Origin of the sequence: Flagellimonas algicola, from assembly GCF_005937185.1 — a bacterium.
GTDB classification, from domain to species: Bacteria; Bacteroidota; Bacteroidia; order Flavobacteriales; family Flavobacteriaceae; genus Flagellimonas; species Flagellimonas algicola.
The window spans coordinates 651,999-677,145 of sequence record NZ_VCNI01000001.1 but is presented as its reverse complement, the minus strand read 5'-3'; the positions used below and the strand labels follow the sequence as shown (position 1 = coordinate 677,145).

Below are 25,147 nucleotides of genomic sequence, written 5' to 3'. Positions count from 1 at the left end.
AAACCTAAAAAAATGAAAAATATAAAAGTAATCTTATTGATAATCGCTTCGTGCTTTTTTTCCTGTGACGATTATTTGGAGGAAGAATTGACTGGCGGGATCACTGCTGATGGAATTTATTCAACTCCAGAAGGTATTCATTTTGGTTTGAATGCCACTTACGCTGCCTTTACCGCGTTAATGGGCAATGATGATGGTGGAGATAACAGAGAAAATGGATGGACCTTGTTGACACTTGGTACCGATACCTATACCAATGGATCTGATGGAGGCAACAAATCCTTTAACAGATATGATACGGACTTGAACGCAAGTGCTGGTATTTTGCAAGCTGCCTGGGAGGAATTATATGTTGGGATCAACACCGCCAATACTGTAATCAATAGAGCTCCAGAAATCATTGAAGACGCTGGAGAGTTGAGCCAAATATTGGCAGAGGCCAGATTTCTTAGAGGATACTACTACTTCTGGTTGGTACGTCAATGGGGAGCAGTTCATTATTCGGCCGACGAAACCACAGGAGTGGAAAGTGAGGCAAACAGAACCCCGGTTCCAGAGGTCTATACCAGAATTTTGGAGGATATTGAGTTTGCAGAGCAGACTTTGCCTGAGGTGCAAAATGATCAGGGAAGACCCACATCTTGGGCTGCAAAAATGGTCTTGGCCGAAATTCATCTCACTCAAGGCAATTATGACCAAGCTGCCCAGTTATCCGAAGAAGTGATCAACAGTGGAACTTTTTCTTTGGTAAGACCTGTTGAGGATTTATGGAACCTTGATACCAACGAGAACAATGGTGAGGTGATTTTTTCCTTTCAATATGCGGATGATCCAAATTTTGATGGCTCTGGAAATCCAGCGCACTTATTTTTCCTGATGGAGTATGATAAATTGGATGGGATGAAAAGGGATATCGCCAATGGAAGACCTTGGAAAAGGTTCAAGCCCACGGATTACCTGCTGAATCTTTATGACATGGAAGATGAACGTTATGATGCAAGTTTTACATCAGTTTATTTTTCCAACAATCCAGATACAGCCCCTCCCGGAGTAATGGAAGGTGACACAGTGGTGTGGCTTCCAAGAACACCCCTGAGTCAGGCTGAAAAGGACACAAGACCGTTCTCAAGTCAGATATATAATCAAGACGAGTTGACCGAACGTATCTTTCCAACTTCGAGAAAATGGGAGCAACCCAATAGGGCATCTGTAAATCAACCAGAAGGAAGTCGTGATTTCATTGTATACCGTTTGGCGGAGGCCTATTTAATAGCAGCCGAGGCCAATGCGTTGAAATCCGCACCGGATCAAACCAAGGCCCTTCAATTTTTGAACGAGGTGAGAATGCGGGCATACAATGTGGACAATGTAGCTGCATTGCCTCCCATTGCTGCTGTGGATTTGGATGTGATTTTGGAAGAACGTGCCAAGGAATTTGCAGCCGAGGGTAAACGTTGGTTCGATTTAGTAAGAACAGGTAAACTGGTGGAACGTGTACAATTGCATAATTCTGGGGGAGCACCCAACATTCAGGATTATCACGCACTAAGGCCCATTCCACTGACCCAGATTGATAGATCATCAAACGACTATCCGCAAAATCCTGGGTATTAAAGATAATTGGCTTTTGAGTTAATTAGTTAGTTTTAAGTTTGGACGTGCCCTTTTCTTGGATAAAGAAAAGGGCTTTGTCAATTTAATATCAAGAAAGATTTCATGCTAAGGCATCAATCAACATTTTGTTCCGTATTGTGGCTATTTCTGATTGCGATAATTGGTTGTACTTCCACAGAAACCCCAAAAGAGGCCAAAACCGTTTTATTTCAGAAGTTGGATAGCGACTTTACCGGGATTGATTTCACCAATCGGATAACGGAACGCTTTGAATATTTTGAAAACTTTAGTTACGCCTATAACGGAGGCGGGGTGGCCATTGGTGACATCAATAATGATGGCCTACAGGATGTTTTCTTTACAGGTAATGAGGTAGAGGACAGGCTATACTTGAATAATGGAGGATTACGGTTTGAGGATATAACCCAAAACGCCAACATAAAACCACAGAAGGGATGGAGCAACGGCGTCTCTATGGTGGATATTAATTCGGATGGGTTTTTGGATATTTATGTATGCCGAGGAGGATGGCAAGATACCGATGAAAATCGCGGTAATCTGCTATATATCAATAAGGGCGACAGCACATTCGAAGAACAAGCTTCCATTTTTGGGGTGGACGATATTGGATATTCTACCCAAGCCGTTTTCTTTGATTTTGATTTGGATAGTGATCTTGACCTTTATGTGGTCAACAGACCTGACCGGTTTATGCTCCAATTGGCAGAAGTCCTTAAAAACAAGCAACAACCCAACGGTTATAATCGAGATAAATTATATAGGAATGATGATGGAAAATATGTTGAAATCGGTAGAGAAGTGGGGTTGGCCCATAATTTTGGATATGGTCTTGGCGTAGTGGCTTCTGACGTAAACAGCGATGGTTTCACTGATATTTATGTGGCCAATGACTTTGATGAGGACGACTATTTATACATCAATCGGGGTGGCAAGTACTTGGAGGAACAAATCAAAAATGCCACCAAACATATATCCCTTTATTCCATGGGTGTGGATATTATGGATATCAACAACGACGGTTTGGAGGATATTTTTGTCACGGAAATGCTCCCGTCAGATCATAAACGGGCCAAACAGTCCATGCCCTCCATGGATGTAGAAGGGTTCAACCAATTATTGGATTTGGGTTTCCATCACCAATACATGCACAACATGCTTCATTTAAACCAGGGCAATACTAAGTTCAGTGAAGTGGGCAAGCTAAGCGGTGTTGACAAAACGGACTGGAGCTGGGCAGGTCTAGCTTCGGATTTTGACAATGATGGGTATAAAGACTTATTGGTCACGAATGGATACAAAAGGGACATTTTTGACAAGGATATTGAAAAACGTCTAACCGAATTCTTTGTACAAAACGGCCCCAATTTCAAATCGGTAGAAGAATTGATTGACCAGAAGAGTGATGAAATCATCAATTTATACAAACCGATAAAGGAAGTTAATTACCTCTATAAGAATTTGGGAGAACTTAACTTCAAAAATGTTTCAAGTGACTGGGGCTTTAAGGAAGATAGTTTTTCAAACGGGGCGGCGGTGGCAGACTTGGACAATGATGGAGATTTGGATTTAATTATCAACAATTTGGATGATGAAGCTTTTGTATTTCAGAATACCAGTTCCGATTCCAATGCCGGAAATTACTTGAAAATTAAACTAAAAGGGTCTCAAAATAATGTCACCGGTTTAGGGGCAAAAATCACCCTTAAAATTGGTGAAGAACTACAGTATCAAGAATTCAAGACGGTGAGGGGTTATCTGTCTTCGCATGAACCCATAGTCCATTTTGGATTGGGAAAAAATAGACTTGTAGATTCCTTGCTTGTTAGGTGGCCGGATGGCAAGGAGCAGGTTTTGGAATTTATAACCCACAACCAAACCATAATCTTGGATTACCAAAATGCAACCTATCCTCCAGAGCAAAAAAAGAAAGAAGATCCCAAGCTTTTTGAAACTAGTGGACAGCATTTTGGCTTGGATTTTGAACATAGGGAGAATGTATACAACGACTTTGCCAAGGAAGTGCTCTTACCTCATAAATATTCCCAGCTTGGTCCTGCATTGGCTACTACCGATATCAATAATGATGGACTTGATGATGTGTACATTGGAGGTGCAATGGGGCAAGAAGGGCAAATGTTTGTTCAACGGAAAAGTGGAGAATTCTTATTCATTGATGGTCCTTGGAAGGCCAATAAGGAAAGTGAAGAAGTTTCAGCCGTATTTTTTGATATTAACGATGATGGGTTGCAGGATTTGTTTGTGGTCAACGGTGGAAATGAAATCCTTAATGGAGCCAAAGCCTCCAAAGACAGACTGTACTTGAATCATGGGAATGGAAAGTTTACAGATTCATCTGAACTTATTCCAGATAAGGCCTTTAGTGGGGGAAGGGCAATACCATGCGATTATGATGGGGATGGGGATTTGGACTTGTTTGTTGCCGGTCGACTGATTCCACAAAAATACCCAATGCCTGCATCCTCTTACCTCTATGAAAATCAAAATGGGAAACTGATAGACGTAACCGATGACAGGGCCATTGGATTGATTGATTTGGGATTGGTCACAGATGCTGTCTGGATGGACTATGACAACGACCAAGACCAAGACCTATTGGTGGTAGGGGAGTGGATGCCCCTTACCCTACTTGAGAACGAACAAGGCGTTTTTAAAAAATTGAAGGCTGAAATGCTCGGTTTTGAAAACACGGAAGGTTGGTGGTATTCCGTTGAAGTTGCGGATTTCAACAAAGATGGGAATTTGGATATCATTGCTGGGAATTTGGGATTGAATTATAAGTATAGAGCTTCTGCTGAATCGCCGTTCAGGGTATTCGGTTCCGACTTTGATAAAAATGGGAAGAATGATATCATTTTGGGATTTGAGGATGATGACAAGGTATATCCGGTAAGAGGCAAAGAATGCTCCTCACAACAAATGCCCTATCTAAAACATAAGTTTAAGACTTATAAAGAATTTAGTGGAGCTACGGTCTTGGATATGGTGGGTAAAAATAGCCTGGAGGAATCTGTGCAGCTTAAGGCAAGTACCTTTGCAACCACCTATTTTCAAAATAAGGGCGATGGTACCTTTAAATCAACCGAACTTCCAAACTTGGCTCAATTCTCGTCCGTAAACGATATTCAGATTGACGATTTTGATTTGGATGGCAATCTTGATGTGATTCTGGCTGGAAACCTTTACACTTCTGAAGTGGAAACACCAAGAAACGATGCCAGTTTTGGTTCGTTCTTAAAAGGAAATGGACAAGGCGACTTTCAAGCATTTTACCCACACCAAAGTGGCCTTTACATGGATGGAGATGTCAAGGGAATTGTTAAGATAAATATTAAAGGAGAACAATTTCTGGTGATAGCCAATAACGATAGCGGCTTAAACTTGATCAAGCTGAACATTGGTGCACACTAACGTACGCTAGTCATCTTTATTTTCATAATATTTGTTTATTACGAATCTTTTCGTATGTTTGTTACGAAATAATTCGTAGATGAAAGCGTATACTAACAAAGAACTTGAAATCCTTATCGTCCTATGGGAACTAGAAGCAGCTTCCGTACTTCAAGTACATGAAGCTTTGGACTCCGACAAAGGATATACCACCACCCTAAAACTAATGCAGATCATGTTCGATAAAGGTCTGCTGGTTAGAAAGAAGGAGGGGAAGAAGCATATCTACAAGGCCAATATTAAAAGGCAAGTGGCCCAGAACAATGGTATGCGGAATATGATCCAAAATCTGTTTGGGGGATCCACTCTGGGTTTTGCCCAAAGTTTTCTGGGTAACGCCAAGCCTACTAAAAAGGAGTTGGATGCCATTAAGGCCATGATCAAGCAAATGGAGAAGGATGCTTGATTTGGATTTCACAAGATTGCTCGGTTTTTTGATTGACTCCCTCTGGATTGGAGCCGCATCCTGGTTGCTTTTGATTATCTTCCTAAAGCTGATTCACCCAAAACACGGTAACCTTAGGTATTACCTTTCCTTGGCCGTTTTCTTTGGTTTTTTCGTTATGTTGTCATTATCGTTTTTTGCAAGTGATTCCATTTATAATTTGTGGTTGAAACCCAAGGTGATTGTGGTATTGACGGACTGGAAAAATCACCAATATGGCTTGGGCATTTGGGAACGCATGCAAGTCTTTATGTTGGATAACAATCACTGGTTTACTGGACTTTGGTTATTGGGTATACTGTTTTTTGGCTTCAAAATAGTAATGCAGAAAAACCAACTTAAGTTTCAGACAAGAGGAGAATCCAATCGGCAACTTGAAGCTTTAGTGAATCATTTGGCCCAAAAGCTCAATATCAAAAAAAAGGTTGACCTAAACATTATACACAATATTAGCCACCCCTTTACCATGGGACATTTGAAGCCTATTATTTACATTCCTGTGGAAGCCCTTACCGGATTCAGTAAAATGGAACTGGAAATCATTTTGATGCACGAATTGGTGCATATTAAAAGACATGACTATTTGATTAACTTATTTCAGGTATTCTTAGAGGTGATATTCTTTTTCAACCCTTTTGTCTGGCACATGTCATCTATGGTTAAAAACGAACGCGAATCCTCTTGTGACCTTAATGTTATTAACAAGGGATATGACAGAGTGGATTATGCCAGAACCTTGGAACGGTCATATCAATTGCATTACGACCTGGCCCTGGCTTTTGGCGACCGTAATGTTTTGTCCCGTATTAAATCCTTGACCACTTTTCATGTGGGGGAGAGTGGATATCAAAGGAAATACAAATTTATCTTTTCATCCTTGGTTTTGTTCTTTGTCATTGTTTCCCTGGGCTTTGGTACTATGGCGAAAAAGAATCTTGCTCCCAATGTAATAACAAAGGGCACTAAAGTCTATCCCTGGTTTTATATTGAGGATAATGGAGATATGGTTTTTCACCCTGATGAACATCGTGAATGGCACATCCATAACGATGGTACACAAGACTTTTACAAAGATGGGGTGTTGCGAAACGAGGAACTGGCGGACAACTTTGAATACAAAGAGACGGATAAGGGAGATATCATTGAGATTGTTTATAAGGATAAATTACTGAAGCAGGAACACATGGCTCGGAGGACAAAGGATCCGGAGCAATGGAAGCAATTTCTTCAGGAAGTTTTGGAAAACCATGGTACAGGGAAACCCATTACGGAAGAAGCTTTCAATACTTCCTTTAGAATGACACCATTTGGGGGAATCTATGTATCAGGGATAAAGGTGCCAGCAAATTCGGTAGCGTATTATAAGAGAAAATATCCAGATGCCTTGCCCTTGTTAAGACCCATGTATTCCAAAGAAAGCCAAGAATTTCTTCGAGAAATGATTCGCGAGTTACAGGGAGATGGTCTGGTACATCACAAATTTGATTCCGTTCAAGTTGTATTTCGCATTCTGGAAAATCAGGAATTGATGCTCAACCAACGAAAGTTGTCCAAAAAACACTCCAGCAAGTATTTGATTTTTCTAGAAGCTTTTAGTCAGGGATTACTATACGACCGACAAGTGTATTATCTAAAATAGTTTATTCATCAATTAAAAAACTAAAAACATGAGATTTGTATTTCTATTGCTAGCGCTTTTAGCCCTAGGCTGCTCCAACAAAACCAAAATCAAGATAGATCCTGGCTATGAGATTCACGGTCAATTGACACAATTTAAAGATAGCACCATGCTACTATTGGATGATTTGGTGCTGGCAAAAACAATTGATAGCACCTTGGTCATAAATAATGCGTTTAGCCTGTCAGGAAAAGTAGATGAACCGGGTCGTTACGTGTTGAAAACAAAATACGATCCGGCTAATCCGGATTCATTTAAATATCTATTTTTCTGGATAGACAATTCGGAGATAACGATCAAAGGGAATTACGAGGATTTTAGGTACGCCAAGGTGGAAGGGTCAAAACTACACCAACTGGCTTGGGAATTTTCATCTGCCCGTGCGGATTTAGATAAGAAACGGGAAAAAATTGTGGATTCACTTCGATCCAATGTAGGAGATAGGGATGAGTTGAGAAGACAAATGCATGAAATTGATAGTATTACCACGGCAATGTCCATTCAATTTGTAAGTCAAAAGCCCAATAACTTGATAAGTTTAGAGCTGCTCACCTTTGTCAACAATAAATTCTCCAAATCAGAGCTCAAGAAAATTTATGATGGACTGGACGAGGAACTTAAGCAAAGCACCAATGGACTGGCGTTAATAAACTACATTTCCATAGATAAAATTGTAGAAGAAGGAGATAAGATGGTGTCTATGACGGGGGAAAACCTGAAGGGTGAGACTGTGGATTTATCCCAAGTTATTCCGCAAAACGAGTACACGATTCTGGACTTCTGGGCAGCTGGATGCGGCCCATGCCGCTTGCAAAGCAAGCAGTATGCAGAGCTCTACACAAAGTACAGGGAGCAAGGACTTGAAATTGTAAGCTTTTCCTTGGATAAAAACCGTAAGACTTGGGAAGCTGCCTCCAATGAGGACAATATTACCTGGATAAACATGTCAGACCTGAAAGGAACTACCGGGAAAGCCCCTATGACCTATGGCGTTAGGGGAATACCCAATAGTTTTTTGATTGATAAAAATGGAATTGTGATAGCCGAGTTTTTCGGGTATGACAAGGACAAGGCTCCGTTTTCTGATGAGTTGACGGCTTTTTTTGATGCCGATACCAACAATTAGCAGGATTCTAAAAGAAAAAGTGTTCCCTTTGTTGTGTTGGGGCAACATCCACAAGTGCCTAGAGCAGGATATGTTTAACCTTGCTTTTTCTTTTTGCGGTTCATCACGATAACAATGACCAATACGACCAATCCAATAGGAATCAATGCAGCCATGGCATAACCAATTAGGGTTCCCAAATTATAAGCAATGGAATCTACAGAAGATTCACCACTTTTGTTGGAGATAATAAAGTAACCTATTTGTTGATCCAGTTGAACCATGTCCTTATAAAAGGCGTCAAACCCTGAAGCGGGTACATGATCATCCTGATTTTTATAATAGTAATCCAAGGTCAGAATATTGTCTGATGAATCGTAATTCGAACTAAAATCATAGTAAAAGTAATCTGAGTTAATGGTCACAGATTCTGCTTGCGCCCTGATGTACTCTGGCAGCATGATTTTCACATGTTGTTTACGCACCATAGGGTATGAAAGGGCAAACGGGGTTGTTCGTTCCAATTGCGATGGCATGGTAAGTACAGAGGTCAGGTTAGTAGGGTAGATGGAGAGATTAATATGGTTGGTATTTTCCAATGACGGCCTCCAAATGGAATCCAATTTATAGCGTTCCAACAAGGCAAACTGATTTTTCGCAGCATCATCAATAATAGTTGGCGGTGCCAAGGAAGAAGTACTGCCATATGTTTCCGTATAGAATGCCATTAGTTCTTTTGCAATAACATCATTGCTGTTGTTTCGGAAAATGGCTCTCATAAAATCCGCTTCGCCATCGTAATAATTGGTGCGAACCTCAAGCTCAGCCCCTTTGCCCATTTCATCCAATCTAAACGTACTAAAGGTTTCCACCAGGTTGTTTCTAAAATCTGAAATGGTATCCATAGCTGTCATGTTCTGGTCCAAGACCAATCCATAGCGGTAGTCAGGCATGTATACATTGTCAAAAGCACCGGCTTGATCCGTTAGGGTGGGATCGTACCACAATGTGGAACCGTTTTGATCCACCACTTTTACAATACAGTGATCAAAAACCTTGGAAGAGGGTGGCAAGGTGGGGAGTATCTTCCTTAAGGAAGTGTTCACCAAAGTCGGATAGGCCTCAATGCTCATATTGTTCAGCATGGCGGAGAACAGTACACTTTTATCCTTACAATCCCCAAACCGTTGTTCCATGACCTTGTTGGGTGGATTGGGTTTATAGCCACCAATACCGGAGTGAATGGCCAGATATCTCACCTCATTCTGTACAAAGGCCAAAGCCGCTCGGATTCTATCGCCCTCTTTTTTATTGGTGTTTCTTATTTCGGAAACAACATCCTGAAGCTCCTTGCTCAAAGGTTCTTCAAAAGTAAAAACATCCCTTCCCCAAGCAATCACATCGGACCAAGAGTCGTATTCGGTAACCAAAACCGTAGCATTTTGAACGTACCATGAAGGAGTTTGCTCTTCCAACAGAATAGCCGGTACATCCTCCTGGGTCCAAGCATAATGATTTACACCTGCCTTTACCTTATGGATAGGCTCTAGCTCGGTATTGATCAACTGATAGTGCAACTGATCTTTGCTAAAGGCATGGGCCGAAATCTTATCTATGGGTTGGGTGGAATTCAGGACAAAGCTAGTGGAGAATTTTCCTTTTTGAATAGGGTTGAAACCTTTCTTGCTGTAACTGTAGAGGACAATATCCCCATTACGGACATCTGGAATATTGAAAAAGGCAGAAATGGTTCCATCATAGATATAGTTCTCGGCATTGGTTTCCCTTCTAGCGGTTTGGATATCTTCCTGCCTCAATCTATTGATCACCTCTCCGTTACGAATCACATCAATTCGATGAAAACGCAGTTTTTGATAGGTGGGGTCATAATCCGCCACCACACTCGAAATGTTTTGGATGCCGCTGTATTCTACTGCCTTGGAAACACTTTTAATGTAGATTTCCTCTCGGTCCATATGTATCTGTTCCGTGTACAATAAAACATGGGTACCTCCACTTACTCCATTTTCAGGGGTTTGTGCATTGGCATCATGTTTTTCCTTAATAATCCAACTGGGTTCTGGGGTAATGGAAACTTGGCTATTGCCAAGATGGAAGAAAAGCAACAGCAAGGGTAGGATGAGGGCGTTTCGCATAAGGTATTTGGTATGGGTTGATTTTGTTTTTGGCAGCCTAAAATAGTAAACTATGAAGATTTTACTGACATTTATTAGGTAAAATGCCTTTAATTGTTGCCTAAGGGCTATTCACAAAATATTTACAGGAAAAGATTCAAGATTTGGCCAATCCTACGAAAAAGATGCCCATCATCAACTTATTAATCGCAATACCAATTGAAGCAAATCACATATCTAACGCATATAACATTGCAAATAGGGTTGATTTGCCCCCAAAAAAGGCAATCACTACATTTATAGTATCAAAAACAATTCACGATGAAATCACTATCCACTTCCGTTCTATTTGTTGCCTTGTTGCTTAGCTTTTCATGCAAGCAAAAAGCCAAAACCGAAAGCACTCCTGAGCCAACACCGCTTGCGGTAAAAGTAAAGGGGGCTGAAGTTGCCTATGCTTCAGATTCTACCAACCTGAAAGGTTATATTGCCTTTGACGAGAATAACAAGGACAAACGCCCTGGAATACTTATTATACACGAATGGTGGGGTCATAACGATTATGTTCGGGAACGGGCCGATATGCTTGCCGAACTTGGATACACCGCATTGGCGGTGGATATGTACGGGGATGGGAAACAAGCTGAACATCCAGATGATGCGGGAAAATTTGCTATGAGTGTCATGAGCAATTTGCCAGAGGCCAAAGCTCGATTTAATGCCGCTGTTGCCCTACTAAAGCAACATGAATCCGTAGATTCTGAAAAAATTGCCGCTATCGGATATTGTTTTGGAGGAAGTGTGGCTTTGACCATGGCCAATAGTGGGGCCGACCTTGATGCCGTGGCTGCTTTTCACAGTGGAGTTTCTCTTCCTGTAATGCCTACCAAGGACCTAAAAGCGCAAGTGCTGGTGTGCAACGGAGCGGATGATCCGTTTATTAGCGCTGAATCCATTACGGCGTTTACCTCTGCCATGGATTCCATTGGGGCCAAGTACGAATACATTTCTTACCCAGGCGTAAAACATAGTTTTACCTCAAAGGAGGCGGACGCCAATGGGGAAAAGTTTCAGTTGCCCTTGGAGTACAATGTGGAGGCAGACCAAAAGTCTTGGGCCAGTTTACAAGAATTGCTGGACCGGGTTTTTTAGGAACCGAACCCTATCAATACAGCATATGGAATGGGAAGCTTGTCGAAACAGGCTTCCCATTTTTTATTGAAGATAGCCTCAAACTTTGGTTGGTGACAATTCAACCATCCATTGCGATGGTACAACATAAAGACCTTCGGCAAACCTAGGTGATTATTGATTTTTGGAGGGTGTAAAACTCTAAAACCAATCATCAATGTCAACAACAGAAGTTTTTTCGATCGCCGGTATGATGGCAATGCCCATGTGGCTTTTAATGATCTTTCTTCCCAAGTGGAAGGTGACCCGCTTTTTGATAGACTATCGGGTAATTCCAATCCTGCTGTCCTTAATATATGCGTGCTACATCATCTTGCACCTACAAACGGGTGGTAGCTTGGATTTTGGAAGTTTATCGTCTGTGATGTCATTATTTACTAAGGAAGACGCAGTAATGGCAGGTTGGGTGCATTACTTGGCCTTTGACCTTTTAGTAGGTATGTGGATGCTGAACCAAAACCGAAATTTGGGAATTCATCAGCTATTGATGGCACCCTGTCTTTTTGCCACCTTTATGCTTGGACCCGTGGGCTTTTTGCTCTTCATGTTATTCCGAACCATAAAACTAGGAAGGTCATGAAAAGTGTAAAAGAAGTACTCGGTACTATAAAACAGCACAGTCCCATCTTGTACGCAATAGGGATGTTCCACTTTATCCTTGCGGCCGTTTGTATTGTTGGTTTTTTTATTGATGACCGGACTTTGGTTGGAATCAATGTGTGGATCAAACCTCTTAAATTCTCTATTTCTGGAGGGATATATGTACTCACCACTGGTTATATGGCCACCTTATATCCATTTTCCAGAAGAAAGCGAAATAGAATAAACAATCTGGTTTCCTGGCCTTTATTGTTGGAGATTATTATTGTGGTCGGTCAAGCTTCCCGTGGGGTGCAATCGCATTATAACCAATCCAATCTATTGGATGGGATACTATTTGGAATTATGGGCTTGCTGATAAGCATAGTGGTGCTCACCATGGTCTTTTATATCGTGGAAACCATCCGGTTGAAGATGCACGTTCCCAGACCAGTGCAATGGGGCATATTATTAGGCTGGATGGTAGTGTTGTTTGGAAGTTGGGTTGGTGGCCAGATGATAGGGCAAATGGCGCATAATGTTGGTGTAGCTGATGGGGGTGAGGGTCTACCTTTGCTTAATTGGAGTACCATTGCAGGTGATTTACGTGTAGCCCATTTTTTCGGATTGCACGGCATTCAAATAATTCCTTTATTCGCAGTAGCGGTTACCAGAAAATGGAATGCATCCAAAATGGCCAAAAATCTAGTGGTCATCCTTTTTGGATTATGCTATGCCTCTTGGATTGCATATACCTTTTATCAAGCAAAACATGGTATGCCCTTGGTAGGGCTTTAAACCAATGACTAAATGGGGCTTTTAAACAGAGCAAATCGGATAAAATACTTGGCCTTTAACGACCTATGGTTCATGCTGGGAGGTATTGTACTCCTAAGTTTTGTAACGGATTTTATATTTTCCGGTGGCTCGTTCAGCAAGTGGCCGTTTGTTGAAGCCACCATAAATTGGAGTATTTCCCTCCTATTCGCAACAATCAATTGGTTGATCATTCGTACCATTCTTATTGCTTTGCGCAAGAGATATCCGAGTCTAAAGGACAATAAAAAACGAATCCCTTTGTTTTTCCTTTCCATTGTAGTTACCGTGATAACGGTGGACTACGTGGGCAGTACCTTATTGAGTGCCTTAATTGGAGATAGTTACAATCATCCTGTCCGGTCAAGAATTGTGGTCCCCGTTATTTTGATCAGTACCATGACCATGGCCATATATGAAGCGATATACTACTATGTTTGGTTAAAGAAGTCCATCAGAGAGGAGGAGCAAGCCAAACAGGCCATTGTGCAAGCACAGTTGGACGCATTGCGGAATCAGGCACAGCCCCATTTTTTTTTCAATACGCTAAACACGCTTCGTGACATTATAGATCAAAACACTAAGGAGGAAGCGAAAGTATTTGTGAATCGCTTGTCTGAAGTATATCGGTTTATATTGGATTCTGGGAATGCAAACCTTATCCCTTTAAAGGACGAAATAAAATTCGCGGAGGCCTATATTCACATACAAAAAGAACGCTTTGGTGACAATCTCAAAATGGATTGGAAGGTTTCCGAAGAAGCCAAAAAGCTGTTGATCATTCCCATGAGTTTACAATTACTTTTGGAAAATGCCGTAAAACACAATGTTGTTTCAAAGGCCAAACAATTGCTCATACATGTTGCTATTGTCGATGGAAAACTGAAAGTAAGCAATAAAATACAACCCAAGTCTACTCAATTGCCAACCACCAAATTGGGGTTGAAAAACATTGAACGACGTTATGCACTTATATCGGAACAAAAAGTGGTAATATCCAAAGCAAATGGCCTTTTTGAGGTGAAATTACCACTTTTAAAGAATGACGCTCAAAAACATCCGCATGCAAATACTGATCATTGAAGATGAGGCCCGTGCGGCCAACCAATTACAGAACTTGTTACAAACTGTGGCGTTTGATTATAGCCTATTGGGAATCATGGACACCGTGGAAGAAAGCGTGGACTGGTTTCAAAACAACAAGGCTCCTGATCTAGTGTTTATGGATATTCAGCTTGCAGATGGCCTAAGTTTTGAAATTTTCCAGAACATACAAGTACCTTGCCCCATCATATTCACCACGGCTTTTGATCAATATGCAATTCAAGCGTTTAAGGTGAACAGTGTGGATTATTTGTTAAAGCCCATACAGCAAACTGATTTGGAACTGGCCTTGGATAAGTTTAAGCGTTCTAGGCAAGAACTTACCATTAGCCATGAGAAGCTTCAAAATTTTTTGGCAGACATAAGTAGGGGAAGCCAGCGTGAAGGCATTTTGGTAAAAGAGGGCGATGGCTTTACACAGCTTCGCATCTCCGATTTGTTGTACGCATACTCCGAAGACAGTGTGACCTTTGGGATAACAGCCCACAAAAGGGTGATTATAGATGAAACCTTGGATCAATTATACCCAACCTTGGATGCAAATCAGTTCTTTCGAATCAATAGAAGCCAAATAGTGGCAAAGCCCTCCATTTTAAAAATTGAACGGTATTTTAACCACAGATTGAAATTGGGAATTACCAATGCCAGAGATCAAGAGTTTATTGTAAGCAGACCCAAAACCAATGACTTTAAAAGTTGGCTCAACCGTTAGACCTCCAAATGCAACTTTTGCAACCAACTTGGATTGGATCCACTTTTATCCAGGGTATCCGAAAAGTTGAATGGTACAGGTGTTCTTTACCGTATAAATAATGGACACTTCTTGTAAATATTTTTTACAGTTTGAGGGTTGGTTTATCATCAAAAACATCGTAATTAACAGATATTCAGAGGGTTGTAAATTTGGCATGCATATAGTGGTGGCAATTGTAGAATTCCATTGGAATTTTTCCTGACCTCCTAATCGAAAGGTCTTGTACTTCAAAAAACGAATACCATGATAAAGAACTATCTAAAGATTGCCTGGAGAAATAGCATAAAACATAAATGGATATTTTCTATTAACATTGTTGGACTTGCCCTTGGAATCGCCTCTTGTTTGGTTATCCTACTTTTTGTGGTCGACGAACTTAGTTACGATCGCTATAATGAAAAGGCGGCTGAAATTGTAACCGTTGCCTTTAGGGCAAAGGTCAGTGGGGAAGAGATTAAGGAAGGTTCTATAATGGCTCCTGTAGGAGAGACCTTAAAACAGGAATTTCCTGAAGTGGTCGATGCCACGCGTATCAGAAATTACCATACCCCAAAGATCATTGTGGACAATCAATCGTTTCGTGAGGACAAATTCGCATTTGTCGATGCCAATTTTTTCGATGTTTTTACCCTTCCGATTATCGATGGTGACCACAAAACTCCGCTTAATGAACCTTATACCGCTGTTATCACCAAAGCCGAGGCCCTCAAGCTGTTTGGAGCTTCAAACGCCATTGGTAAATCCTTCTATTTGAATGGAAATGAACAACCCTTTAGGGTAACAGGTGTCATTCAGGAAGTACCGAGAAATTCACATTTTCATTTTGATATTTTTGCCTCAATGGAAGGGCTTGCCGAGGCAAAAAGTGACTCTTGGTTTGAAGGTAGTTTCTTTACCTATCTACTTCTAAAGGAAGGTGCTGATTACAAGAACTTGGAGACCAAAATGCCCCATATTTTGGAAAAGTACATGGGTCCCAACATGCAGGAGGTGATGGGCATGCCCTATGAAGAGTTCATCAAGGAAAATCGACTGGGGTTTAAATTGTTCCCGTTGTTGGATATCCATCTCTATTCAGATAATGCCATAGATGATCGACTGGAGCAGGGCGGAGATATAAAGTACGTTTATATATTTAGTGCAATTGCCCTCTTTATGCTGCTGATTGCCTGTATCAATTTCATGAACTTATCAACAGCTACTGCAGCAAAAAGAGCCAAGGAAGTAGGAATACGCAAAGTTTTGGGCTCCAATAAGAATCAATTGCTCTATCAATTTTTGGCGGAATCTTTTATTGCCACCCTGTTTGCGATGTTTCTGGCCGCTATTTTGGTGTTCTTATCGCTACCTTATTACAATGAACTCTCAGGTAAGGAACTGGAACTTACTTTCCTAGGGCAGCCTATGGTTCTTGCCTCCCTTTTGCTCTTAACAATTTTTGTTAGTTTGTTGGCGGGGAGTTATCCAGCTTTCTTTTTGTCCTCGTTCAAACCTATCGAGGCACTAAAGAACAAGTTCTTCGGAAGCAGTTACAACAGAGGTGTGCGAAGCGGTTTGGTCGTATTTCAATTTATCATTTCTGCTGGATTGATTTTGGCAACCTTGGTAGTCAACCAACAAATGCAGTATATCCAAAATAAGGATATTGGATATGAGAGAGATCAATTGCTGGTGATACGGGAAGCGTATCTTCTTGGCAATGATCAGACGGCCTTCAAAAATGAATTGCTGAAAAACCCTAAAATAGCATCTATTACACAATCCGCTTTTACCCCAGCCGGAGATTCGGATAATAGTCAGACACTGATCTCAAACGATGGCCAATTCGTGAGGAGAATGCCTGTTTACAATATAGATGAGAACTACATTCCCACAATGGGCATGGAGTTGGTATCAGGACGAAATTTTTCCAAGGAGTTCGGTGCGGATTCAATAAACCTGATTGTTAATGAAACCGCCGTGAAAGTACTGGGTCTTGGAGAAAATCCATTGGGTAAATCTATAACCGAGGGCAACAACAACACAAGAACGGTTATTGGTGTGGTTAAAGATTTTCATTTTAAGTCCTTACACCAACCTATAGATCCATTGTTCTTAATGTATGCACCTTATGGTGGATTAATCATCAAAGCAAAATCTTCTGACATGTCTGGCCTTATCGCCGATGCCAACTCGCTTTGGAACGACTTCGGGAGTAGCGAACCATTTGGATATACTTTGTTGGATGATTCCTATCGGCAGACCTATGTAAGGGAACAAAAAATGGGAACTGTACTAAATGTCTTTGCACTTTTGACCATTTTGGTTGCCTGTTTAGGTTTATTGGGGCTGGTTACCTTTACTGCAGAACAACGATTTAAGGAAATTGGAATACGAAAAGTTCTCGGTTCATCAGTAATGGAAATTGTTATGATGCTCTCCAAAGATTTTTCCAAATTGGTATTAATCTCATTCTTAATAGCCTTCCCATTGGGTTATTATCTAATGCGAAAATGGCTGGAAGGCTTTGCCTATCGGATAGAAATACCTTGGTGGCTTTTTGTTTTGGCGGCATGTGCCACCTTGTTAATTGCTCTTGGAACCATCGGATGGAAAAGCTTTCAAGCAGCAACCATGAATCCGGTCAAAGCACTGAGAGATGACTAATTAAGAGCATTAAGCACTTCATGGCTCAAAAATAGGAAGAGCTTGTGTCTTTTAGGTTCCCTGTGCTGTCATTCAGATAAAATATAGTGGGATTAGCTTTTGAAAGCCCTAATTTCATGCTTTATCAACCATGGGAACCAAAAACAATTATTTCTTTCTACGGGCTATGGCCGTCTATTTTTTTGTGTTGTTCTTTGTTAATCAAGTTTACGCCCAAAAAAAGAACGCAGATTTCCGATATCATATTCGCAAAACAACACAGCCAATCGTAATAGATGGCATAGTGGATGAGCACGCTTGGCAAGAGGCCGATGTTGCGGATGACTTCTTTATGGTATTGCCCATGGATACTGGAAAGGCCAATGAGCCTTCCGAGATTCGTATGACTTACGACGACAAGAACATTTATCTGGCCGCCACATTTTTTAACAGCGTACATGGCAGGTATTTTGTGGAATCGCTTAGAAGGGATTTTTCCTTCGGAAAGAATGATAATTTTTTGTTGTTCATGGATCCCTTTAACAATCAAACCACTGGTTTTTCCTTTGGATCTAATGCCGCAGGAGCGCAGTGGGACGGAACCATGTTTGGTGGAGGTAGCGTGGATTTGAATTGGGACACCAAATGGATCTCCAAAGTAAAGCAGGATCCAGATAAATGGGTGGTGGAAATGGCCATTCCATTTAAGTCCATTCGCTATGAAGACGGCGTTACCGAATGGGGCATTAATTTTAGCAGGCTGGATTTAAAATCCAGCGAAAAATCCAGCTGGACTCCAATACCAAGGCAATTTCCTACGGCCTCCCTGGCCTATACCGGCGTGTTGGTATGGGATGCGCCTCCACCTGCTCCAAAAACCAACATTTCGGTAATTCCGTATGTGCTGGGAGAGGTGGTTCAAGATTTTGATCAGGCAGACGAATTTGAAAAAAGGGTAGGGGGTGACGTAAAGATTAGTCTAAGTTCTTCCTTAAATCTAGACCTGACCGTAAATCCTGATTTTTCACAAGTGGAAGTGGACCGTCAAGTCACCAATTTGGACCGCTTTGAATTGTTTTTTCCTGAACGACGCCAATTTTTCCTGGAAAACGCAGATTTGTTTGCCAATTTTGGATACCCAACAATTCGTCCATTTTTCTCAAGGCGTATCGGGTTGGGGGTTCCCATTAGGGCAGGTGCTAGATTGAGCGGAAACTTAAACGAAAAATGGCGTTTGGGTGTTATGGATATGCAGACCGCAAAGGTAGACGAAGAAGGTCGCCCCAGTCAAAATTTTGCAGTGGTTTCTTTACAACGTAAAATGTTCAGCCGATCCAGCCTTGGGTTTCTTATTGTGGACAAAGAATCGCTCCGCTATCCACACGAAGAAGATTCCTTGCGGACATTGTTTCCCAAATTCAATCGGAATTTAGGAGTGGAATATAATTTGGCATCTTCCAATAATCTTTGGACTGGGAAGGCCTTCATGCTGAAATCTTTTGCCCCCAGCCGGGTGAATGGAAACGGCATTACCCAGGCCGCACATTTGGAATATAAAAGTCGTACCTGGAACTGGGGCATGCAAGAGCAATCGGTTGGGGAAAATTATACGGCTGAAGTTGGGTTTGTTCCTCGGAAAGATTTTATCAATGTAAACGCTTTTTTAGGCCATACTTTTTTTCCAAAGAATGATGTAGGTAAACTTGTGAGTCATGGCCCAAAAATCAATAGCAGCTATTTCCTCAATCAAAAATGGGAGCGCACCGATAATTTTACCGAACTGGAATACTTGCTGAGTTTTCGAAACCGTAGTAGTTTTGAAGTTGGATTTGTAAACGAATATGTAGAACTGCTGGCACCGTTTGACCCCACACGGTCAGGCAAAGATTCCTTAGCAACAGGAACCAAGCATAGCTGGAATGCCGTTCGGTTTGACTACGGTTCCAAACCGCAAAGTATGTTCACCTATACTGCTGGAGGCTATTTTGGAGGTTATTATCTGGATGGAAGGCGCATCAACCTTAATGGGGAATTGGGGTATCGTTTTCAACCCCATGTGAGCCTTAATGCGAACCTAAGTTATAATCATATCAGCTTACCGGCACCCTGGAACGATACCGAATTTTGGCTGATTGGTTCAGAGGTGGATGTCACGTTTACGAACACTTTGTTCTTTGCGACTTTGTTTCAGTATAACGAACAATCCAGAAATTTTAATCTGAATTCAAGGTTTCAATGGCGCTACAAACCGGCGTCAGACCTGTTCTTGGTATATACCAATACCCAATTGCTGGATCCCCTTATAGGTAAGAGTTGGTCGCTAACACTAAAATTCACCCATTGGTTTAATTGGTGAATGTTCTGTTCCAGGTTTTTATTTCCTTATACGGCAGATTTACCAATCCTATATTTTAGGATAGGGATGGATTCTATTTCGGAAGAGGCTTCGTTACAACATGTTTATCAGACATTTATCGAATATATTTCCAATTTTGACTAGTATCTTCAATCTTGTAGGAACTAATTGAATCCATGCACACATATTTATTTCCAGGACAAGGAACGCAATTTCCCGGTATGGGAAAAGAGTTGTACGAGAGTTCATCTTTGGCGAGGGATTACTTCGAACGCGCCAATGAACTTTTGGGCTATTCCATTACAGATGTTATGTTTTATGGGTCTACTAAAGATTTGAAGCAAACAAAACATGCCCAACCTGCAATTTTTCTACATTCCTATATCCAGACCAAAATCCTTGGGGACAAATTTCAGCCTGATATGGTGGCGGGTCATTCCCTTGGTGAGATTTCCGCTTTGGCAGCAGCATCAGCATTAGATTTTGAGTCTGCCATAAAGCTTATTAGCGCCCGAGCTTCCGCAATGCAATCGTTATGCAACCTCAAGAATACCGGTATGGTTGTGGTTGTGGGTCTTTTTGATGTGATCGTTAACAACGTATGTAAACAAGTGGATGGCATTGTGGTACCAGCAAATTACAACACACTGCACCAGGTAGTGATCTCAGGTGAAATGAAGGCCTTGGATGAAGCAAGTCAAAAATTAAGACATGGCGCGGAGAGAGTAGTCAAACTGACCGTTAATGGTGCATTTCATTCCCCATTTATGGAACCTGCAGTGGATGAATTTACCCAAGCCATTGAAAGAACGCAGTTTAAGGAACCCATTTGTCCAGTCTATCAGAATATTGCCGGTCGTCCTGTGAGCGGAGTAGTGGAAATAAAGAAAAACTTAATTGATCAACTTACTTCTCCAGTTATGTGGAGACATGGCATCCTGCACATGATAGAAGATGGCGCCACCGAATTTACAGAAATTGGGCCTGGCAAATTTTTGAGTGGCCTTGTTCAGCAAATTGATAAGAAGGTCAAAATAAACACTAGGGCCAAACAGGAACCTGTCCTTTAAATTTCTGCTTACCTCAGCTATTCTTCTTAATTTTTATTTGCAGTACTGCTATTTGACTTTGGTTGTTGTCAATAAAACAGATCTTTCCAATTATTAAAAATCTTGGTTTGGCAAGGATGTCTCATTAGGCAGAAACGTTAAACTTTCGTTTTGGGTAGATTATGCCAATGGCTTCATCGACATACAATGGGTATGTAATTAGCATGTTCTTTTTCTTTAGGTAAATTTATATGGCGTAATATTATAGTAATCAATTGCAAGCGATATAAAACCAACTGGTATGATCAAAATTACTTATATAGGTGCAGGAAGTATACAGTTTGGACCCATCATTGTCCAAGATATTCTGATGAGTGATGTACTTACTGCAAATGACCTTGAAATTCATTTGATGGACATTGAGCGTTCACATTTGGATCATGTCGTTGAACATGGAACCTATGTCAGTCAAAAACTCTCCCGGAACGTAAAAATTATAGCTACAACAGATAGGGATGCAGCTATAAAGGATGCCCATTTTGTCATCTGTGCCCTGGAGAAAGATAGAAATGTGTACTGGTCCCAAGACTTTCATGTACCTCGGAAGTATGGATTTAAGCAAGTGTATGGCGAAAATGGGGGAGTGGGGTCACTCTTTCATGCGTTGCGAAATATTAAAGTAATCATGGAACTGGCCCACAGCATGGAAAAACTTTGTCCCAATGCTACCTTGTTAAACTTTTCCAATCCAGAACACAAAATATGCGAGGCCGTAACGCGACTGACCTCCATCCAAACCGTTGGTCTTTGCCATGGCGTGTTTATGGGGAGGGAACAATTATCCCAATTACTTGATATTCCCTTGGAAGACCTGCAAACCAAGGCCTGCGGAATTAACCATTTTACATGGTTCCAAGAGGTCAAACAAAAATCAAGCGGAGAGGATTTGTATCCTAAACTCACAGAAATTGAACAACAAGGGGACTGGTTGGCACAGTGGCACGAAATCGCTTTGGGAAGAATATTGTTTCGCAGATTTGGGCAATGGCCTTCTCCGGCTTCCAATCATTATGGCGAATACCTTAGATGGGCAGAGGAATTTGTGATTCCCCAACTGCAATTTTTCTACGACCCCGCCGAAGGGCATCCATGGGAAAACAATCAAATTCCTGAAGGTGTGTATACTGTAGATCGTGTGGATTATGAACGGGAATGGACCAAGGATTGGAGTAAGAAGTTACTACCGGTAGGCTCCACCGAAGAAATACAGTTGGAAAACGAGGATGGCAGTTTTAAAAGTTCTGGGGAAATAGCCACACTCATCATGGAATCTATAATTTCAGATAAAAAGCAGTGGCTTGAAGCCGTCAATATGCCCAATAGAGGTGCCATTCCCAATTTGCCCGATGAATTGGTAGTGGAAGCTCCGGCTTATGTTGATGCCTCTGGGATTAAGCTTGTACCTATGGAACCAATTCCGGAAGGGATTGCGGCAACCATACGTCTACATGCCAGTATCCATCAGCTTTTGGTGGAGGCTTATCAAGAAAAATCCAAGGATAAACTTCTTCAAGCCATTCTTTTGGAACCAACGGTTAACTCGTACCGAAATGCGGTTGACATGTGCAACGAAATGTTGGCATTGCAAAAAGAAGTTTTGCCAGAAATCAATTGATCCAAATGAACTATGTAAATACCGTGAAAATTAGATGGGCTTAGCACTGTTGGACTGGGCCGTCATTGCTGGATACTTGCTGTTAAGCATTGGTATCGGCGTTTTTGTGGTCAAGCACAATTCAAAGAATATCACAGACTTCTTTGTGGCAGGTAGGAATCTTCCATGGTGGTTACTGGGCACATCAATTGCAGCGACTTGGTTTGCTACGGATGCTCCCTTAGCCGTAACAGCGCTCGTCAGAAGTAAAGGTATTTATGGGAATTGGCTCTGGTGGTACCTTGGAACCGGAATTATGATGATGGTGTTTTTCTATGCCAAATATTGGCGTAGATCAGAGATATTGACGGATGCTGAGATGATTGAACTCCGATACAGTGGTACATCTGCATCCATTTTAAGAGGTTTCACTGCGGCCTTCTTTGGCATTTTTAAAAACTGTATTTCCCTTGGATGGATCATGCTGGCCATGCTGAAATTTTCCAACATCATGTTAGGATGGAGCGCGGAATTTGCCTTGGGAATCACATTGGCATTTGCCCTTTTACATACCTTGAGCTCAGGAATCAAAGGAGTGGTTATTTTGGATATGCTGCATTTCTCAGCAGGAACCGTTAGCACCATAATTCTGGCCATTCTGGTTTTGATCCAAATTGGAGGGCCAACGGAATTGGCTGAACAAACCGCTGCTCGGGCAGATGCACCGGCGGGAGTAATGGATATGCTTCCTGATTTGTCGCATATTGGACTTACAGAGATGATCGCCTTCGTTTGTTTGATTGGGGTCCTGTGGTTGGGGCAGGCACAAGGGGATGGTTATATTGTACAGCGTTTATTCTCTGCAAAGGACGAAAAACATGCCATTAAGGCTTCACTTTGGTTTGCGGTGGCAGGGGTTGTAATTCTTACTTGGCCGTGGATAGTTGTAGGTCTGGGCTCTATAGTTATACTTCCCATTTCAGAGGCGTCCGAAGCATTGCTGGCGGACCCTGAGTTGGCCTATCCCATGATGATCAATGAAGTTCTACCTGTTGGACTCCGGGGATTGTTGGTCGCAGCTTTTATGGCAGCTTTTATGAGCACGGTGGATACACATCTGTGCTGGGGAGGTTCCTATATGGTCAATGATATTTACAAACGTTTTATCCATTCAGATGGAAATGACAAACACTATTTATTGGTGTCACGTATCAGCATTGTGCTTTTATTGGCACTTTCCGCAGTAGCAGCTTGGCAGATGGACAGCATAGCAGGTGCCTGGATATATATCATAGAGATTGTGTCAGGAATTGCCATAATCTTGATGTTGCGTTGGTTTTGGTGGCGAATCAATGCATGGTCAGAAATTGCCAGTATGCTATCCGCTTTGATTCTCGCTAATGGGTTTTTATGGATTAAATGGATCCATAGTTGGGGATGGGTAGGTGATTCGGCATTGGAAATGGTAAACGGTTGGTATCATGAAGATGTGGCCCTGATACGCGCAACTGTACTCTTGGTGCTATGTACGGCCATTAGTATTGTAGTCACCTTTATTACCAAACCCGTAGATAATGCCACATTATTGCATTTTTATACCAAAGTACGACCCAAAGGGTGGTGGGGACCCATTGCCAAACAACTGCCCAATTTGGTGGACAAAAGTTCTTCTAAAGGTGTCTGGCTGGGTTTTCTTTTTGGTGTTGTTTTCTTGAACAGTATTCTATTCAGCGTTGGGCATGCAGTATTAGGGAGGTATGGAAACGCATTCATATTACTGTTGGTTGGTGCAATTTGCGGTTGGCTCACTTTAAAATTTGTAGCATCCACCAAAACACAAGAAGTTGATGCGAATTCATAAATTCTGTGATATCAAAAAAATGGGGCAGCAAGCCACTTCCTTGGTTTTGGATGAACTCACTAATCATCCGAAGCTTCTTTTGTGCGCAGCTACAGGAAACTCCCCACTGCCTTTATATCAGGGACTGGCGCTGGAAGCGAAGAAAAACCCAGGACAGTTTGCTCAGTTACGTATCATTCCCCTAGATGAATGGATTGGTTTGCCCTCTCTGGATGGTACTTGTCATGCATACTTGCAAGAACAACTGCTGAAGCCTTTGGAAATCTCAAGCAAGCAGTACTTTGCATTTGATCCATGGGCAAAAAACTTAGAAGAAGAATGTTCACGTATACAAGCCTTATTGGGTGATCAAGGACCTATTGATTTATGTATTTTGGGATTGGGGAGGAATGGACACTTAGGTCTAAATGAGCCAGCGTCTGTTATGCAACCCCACTGTCATATTGCTGATTTAACATTGGAATCCCGGCAACATTCAATGCTTAAGGGGTCAAGCCAAAAGCCCATCAAAGGAATAACATTGGGCATGGAGGATATTCTTGCGTCCAAACGGATTATTCTCCTAGTCTCTGGTAAAGGCAAAGAAGGAGCCAAAAATCAATTTTTTTCCAAAAAGGTAAACTCAAGTTGTCCGGCCAGTTTTCTTTGGAAACACAACAATGTGGATTGCTTGGTAGCTGATTAAACCCGAT

The 25,147-nt window shown here is 41.6% G+C and carries 17 protein-coding genes; 16 read left to right on the top strand and 1 reads right to left on the bottom strand.

Going from position 1 to position 25,147, the window contains the following annotated elements:
* The first annotated feature begins 12 nt into the window (after nucleotides 1–12).
* The 5 genes from FGG15_RS02995 (at nucleotide 13) to FGG15_RS02975 (ending at nucleotide 8,352) form a co-directional block, all read left to right on the top strand.
* Nucleotides 13–1,614 carry a RagB/SusD family nutrient uptake outer membrane protein gene (locus FGG15_RS02995; protein WP_138833063.1) on the top strand — a complete coding sequence of 534 codons (1,602 nt, stop codon included), beginning with the start codon at nucleotides 13–15 and terminating at the stop codon, nucleotides 1,612–1,614.
* A 102-nt stretch (nucleotides 1,615–1,716) separates the two neighbouring features.
* Nucleotides 1,717–5,064 carry a VCBS repeat-containing protein gene (locus FGG15_RS02990; protein ID WP_138833061.1) on the top strand — a complete coding sequence of 1,116 codons (3,348 nt, stop codon included), beginning with the start codon at nucleotides 1,717–1,719 and terminating at the stop codon, nucleotides 5,062–5,064.
* Between the two features lie 79 nt (nucleotides 5,065–5,143).
* On the top strand, nucleotides 5,144–5,509 hold the full coding sequence (locus FGG15_RS02985; RefSeq protein WP_138833059.1) for a BlaI/MecI/CopY family transcriptional regulator: 366 nt from the start codon (nucleotides 5,144–5,146) through the stop codon (nucleotides 5,507–5,509).
* Nucleotides 5,502–7,187 (top strand): M56 family metallopeptidase, encoded by a 1,686-nt coding sequence (locus tag FGG15_RS02980; RefSeq protein ID WP_138833057.1) that lies wholly within the window; start codon nucleotides 5,502–5,504, stop codon nucleotides 7,185–7,187. The genes FGG15_RS02985 and FGG15_RS02980 overlap by 8 nt, the downstream gene beginning before the upstream one ends.
* Nucleotides 7,188–7,215: 28 nt before the next feature.
* Nucleotides 7,216–8,352, top strand: coding sequence for a TlpA disulfide reductase family protein (locus tag FGG15_RS02975; RefSeq protein ID WP_138833055.1), 1,137 nt, complete (start codon nucleotides 7,216–7,218; stop codon nucleotides 8,350–8,352).
* A 74-nt stretch (nucleotides 8,353–8,426) separates the two neighbouring features.
* Here the strand turns inward: FGG15_RS02975 and FGG15_RS02970 are convergent, their stop codons facing one another.
* The gene (locus FGG15_RS02970; RefSeq protein ID WP_138833053.1) at nucleotides 8,427–10,487 is read right to left on the bottom strand and encodes a DUF3857 domain-containing transglutaminase family protein; all 2,061 of its coding nucleotides are present in this window, start codon (nucleotides 10,485–10,487) and stop codon (nucleotides 8,427–8,429) included.
* Nucleotides 10,488–10,787: 300 nt separating this feature from the next.
* Here FGG15_RS02970 and FGG15_RS02965 point away from each other — a divergent pair, with 300 nt between their 5' ends.
* From FGG15_RS02965 to FGG15_RS02915, 11 genes are all read left to right on the top strand, one after another.
* On the top strand, nucleotides 10,788–11,618 hold the full coding sequence (locus FGG15_RS02965; RefSeq protein WP_138833051.1) for a dienelactone hydrolase family protein: 831 nt from the start codon (nucleotides 10,788–10,790) through the stop codon (nucleotides 11,616–11,618).
* Nucleotides 11,619–11,814: 196 nt separating this feature from the next.
* Nucleotides 11,815–12,237, top strand: coding sequence for an ABA4-like family protein (locus FGG15_RS02960; protein WP_138833049.1), 423 nt, complete (start codon nucleotides 11,815–11,817; stop codon nucleotides 12,235–12,237).
* On the top strand, nucleotides 12,234–13,034 hold the full coding sequence (locus FGG15_RS02955; RefSeq protein ID WP_138833047.1) for a hypothetical protein: 801 nt from the start codon (nucleotides 12,234–12,236) through the stop codon (nucleotides 13,032–13,034). The genes FGG15_RS02960 and FGG15_RS02955 overlap by 4 nt, the downstream gene beginning before the upstream one ends.
* Before the next feature lie 12 nt (nucleotides 13,035–13,046).
* Complete coding sequence (locus FGG15_RS02950; RefSeq protein WP_138833045.1) at nucleotides 13,047–14,135, top strand: sensor histidine kinase; 1,089 nt, start codon at nucleotides 13,047–13,049, stop codon at nucleotides 14,133–14,135.
* A complete protein-coding gene (locus FGG15_RS02945) occupies nucleotides 14,116–14,868 on the top strand; it encodes a LytR/AlgR family response regulator transcription factor (protein WP_138833043.1) in 753 nt (250 codons plus the stop codon). The genes FGG15_RS02950 and FGG15_RS02945 overlap by 20 nt, the downstream gene beginning before the upstream one ends.
* Nucleotides 14,869–15,153: 285 nt before the next feature.
* A complete protein-coding gene (locus FGG15_RS02940) occupies nucleotides 15,154–17,556 on the top strand; it encodes an ABC transporter permease (protein WP_138833041.1) in 2,403 nt (800 codons plus the stop codon).
* A gap of 130 nt (nucleotides 17,557–17,686) precedes the next feature.
* Nucleotides 17,687–19,891 carry a carbohydrate binding family 9 domain-containing protein gene (locus tag FGG15_RS02935; RefSeq protein WP_237561733.1) on the top strand — a complete coding sequence of 735 codons (2,205 nt, stop codon included), beginning with the start codon at nucleotides 17,687–17,689 and terminating at the stop codon, nucleotides 19,889–19,891.
* A 176-nt stretch (nucleotides 19,892–20,067) separates the two neighbouring features.
* Complete coding sequence (fabD, locus tag FGG15_RS02930) at nucleotides 20,068–20,961, top strand: ACP S-malonyltransferase (RefSeq protein ID WP_138833039.1); 894 nt, start codon at nucleotides 20,068–20,070, stop codon at nucleotides 20,959–20,961.
* 280 nt (nucleotides 20,962–21,241) lie between these two features.
* Nucleotides 21,242–22,615 carry a family 4 glycosyl hydrolase gene (locus tag FGG15_RS02925; RefSeq protein WP_138833037.1) on the top strand — a complete coding sequence of 458 codons (1,374 nt, stop codon included), beginning with the start codon at nucleotides 21,242–21,244 and terminating at the stop codon, nucleotides 22,613–22,615.
* Nucleotides 22,616–22,649: 34 nt separating this feature from the next.
* Entirely contained in the window at nucleotides 22,650–24,455 is a 1,806-nt protein-coding gene (locus FGG15_RS02920) for a sodium:solute symporter family protein (protein WP_138833035.1), read from the top strand.
* Nucleotides 24,442–25,140 (top strand): galactosamine-6-phosphate isomerase, encoded by a 699-nt coding sequence (locus tag FGG15_RS02915; protein WP_138833033.1) that lies wholly within the window; start codon nucleotides 24,442–24,444, stop codon nucleotides 25,138–25,140. The genes FGG15_RS02920 and FGG15_RS02915 overlap by 14 nt, the downstream gene beginning before the upstream one ends.
* The last annotated feature ends 7 nt before the right edge of the window (nucleotides 25,141–25,147 follow it).

Excerpts from the sequence above, each read along its gene's own strand:
- FGG15_RS02990 (WP_138833061.1), top strand. The coding sequence starts at position 1,717 with ATGCTAAGGCATCAATCAACATTTTGTTCCGTATTGTGGCTATTTCTG.
- FGG15_RS02915 (WP_138833033.1), top strand. The coding sequence starts at position 24,442 with ATGCGAATTCATAAATTCTGTGATATCAAAAAAATGGGGCAGCAAGCC.
- FGG15_RS02920 (WP_138833035.1), top strand. The coding sequence starts at position 22,650 with ATGGGCTTAGCACTGTTGGACTGGGCCGTCATTGCTGGATACTTGCTG.
- fabD (WP_138833039.1), top strand. The coding sequence starts at position 20,068 with ATGCACACATATTTATTTCCAGGACAAGGAACGCAATTTCCCGGTATG.
- FGG15_RS02950 (WP_138833045.1), top strand. The coding sequence starts at position 13,047 with ATGGGGCTTTTAAACAGAGCAAATCGGATAAAATACTTGGCCTTTAAC.
- FGG15_RS02940 (WP_138833041.1), top strand. The coding sequence starts at position 15,154 with ATGATAAAGAACTATCTAAAGATTGCCTGGAGAAATAGCATAAAACAT.
- FGG15_RS02945 (WP_138833043.1), top strand. The coding sequence starts at position 14,116 with ATGCAAATACTGATCATTGAAGATGAGGCCCGTGCGGCCAACCAATTA.
- FGG15_RS02995 (WP_138833063.1), top strand. The coding sequence starts at position 13 with ATGAAAAATATAAAAGTAATCTTATTGATAATCGCTTCGTGCTTTTTT.
- FGG15_RS02970 (WP_138833053.1), bottom strand. The coding sequence starts at position 10,487 with ATGCGAAACGCCCTCATCCTACCCTTGCTGTTGCTTTTCTTCCATCTT.
- FGG15_RS02935 (WP_237561733.1), top strand. The coding sequence starts at position 17,687 with ATGGGAACCAAAAACAATTATTTCTTTCTACGGGCTATGGCCGTCTAT.
- FGG15_RS02965 (WP_138833051.1), top strand. The coding sequence starts at position 10,788 with ATGAAATCACTATCCACTTCCGTTCTATTTGTTGCCTTGTTGCTTAGC.
- FGG15_RS02955 (WP_138833047.1), top strand. The coding sequence starts at position 12,234 with ATGAAAAGTGTAAAAGAAGTACTCGGTACTATAAAACAGCACAGTCCC.
- FGG15_RS02985 (WP_138833059.1), top strand. The coding sequence starts at position 5,144 with ATGAAAGCGTATACTAACAAAGAACTTGAAATCCTTATCGTCCTATGG.
- FGG15_RS02975 (WP_138833055.1), top strand. The coding sequence starts at position 7,216 with ATGAGATTTGTATTTCTATTGCTAGCGCTTTTAGCCCTAGGCTGCTCC.
- FGG15_RS02960 (WP_138833049.1), top strand. The coding sequence starts at position 11,815 with ATGTCAACAACAGAAGTTTTTTCGATCGCCGGTATGATGGCAATGCCC.
- FGG15_RS02980 (WP_138833057.1), top strand. The coding sequence starts at position 5,502 with ATGCTTGATTTGGATTTCACAAGATTGCTCGGTTTTTTGATTGACTCC.
- FGG15_RS02925 (WP_138833037.1), top strand. The coding sequence starts at position 21,242 with ATGATCAAAATTACTTATATAGGTGCAGGAAGTATACAGTTTGGACCC.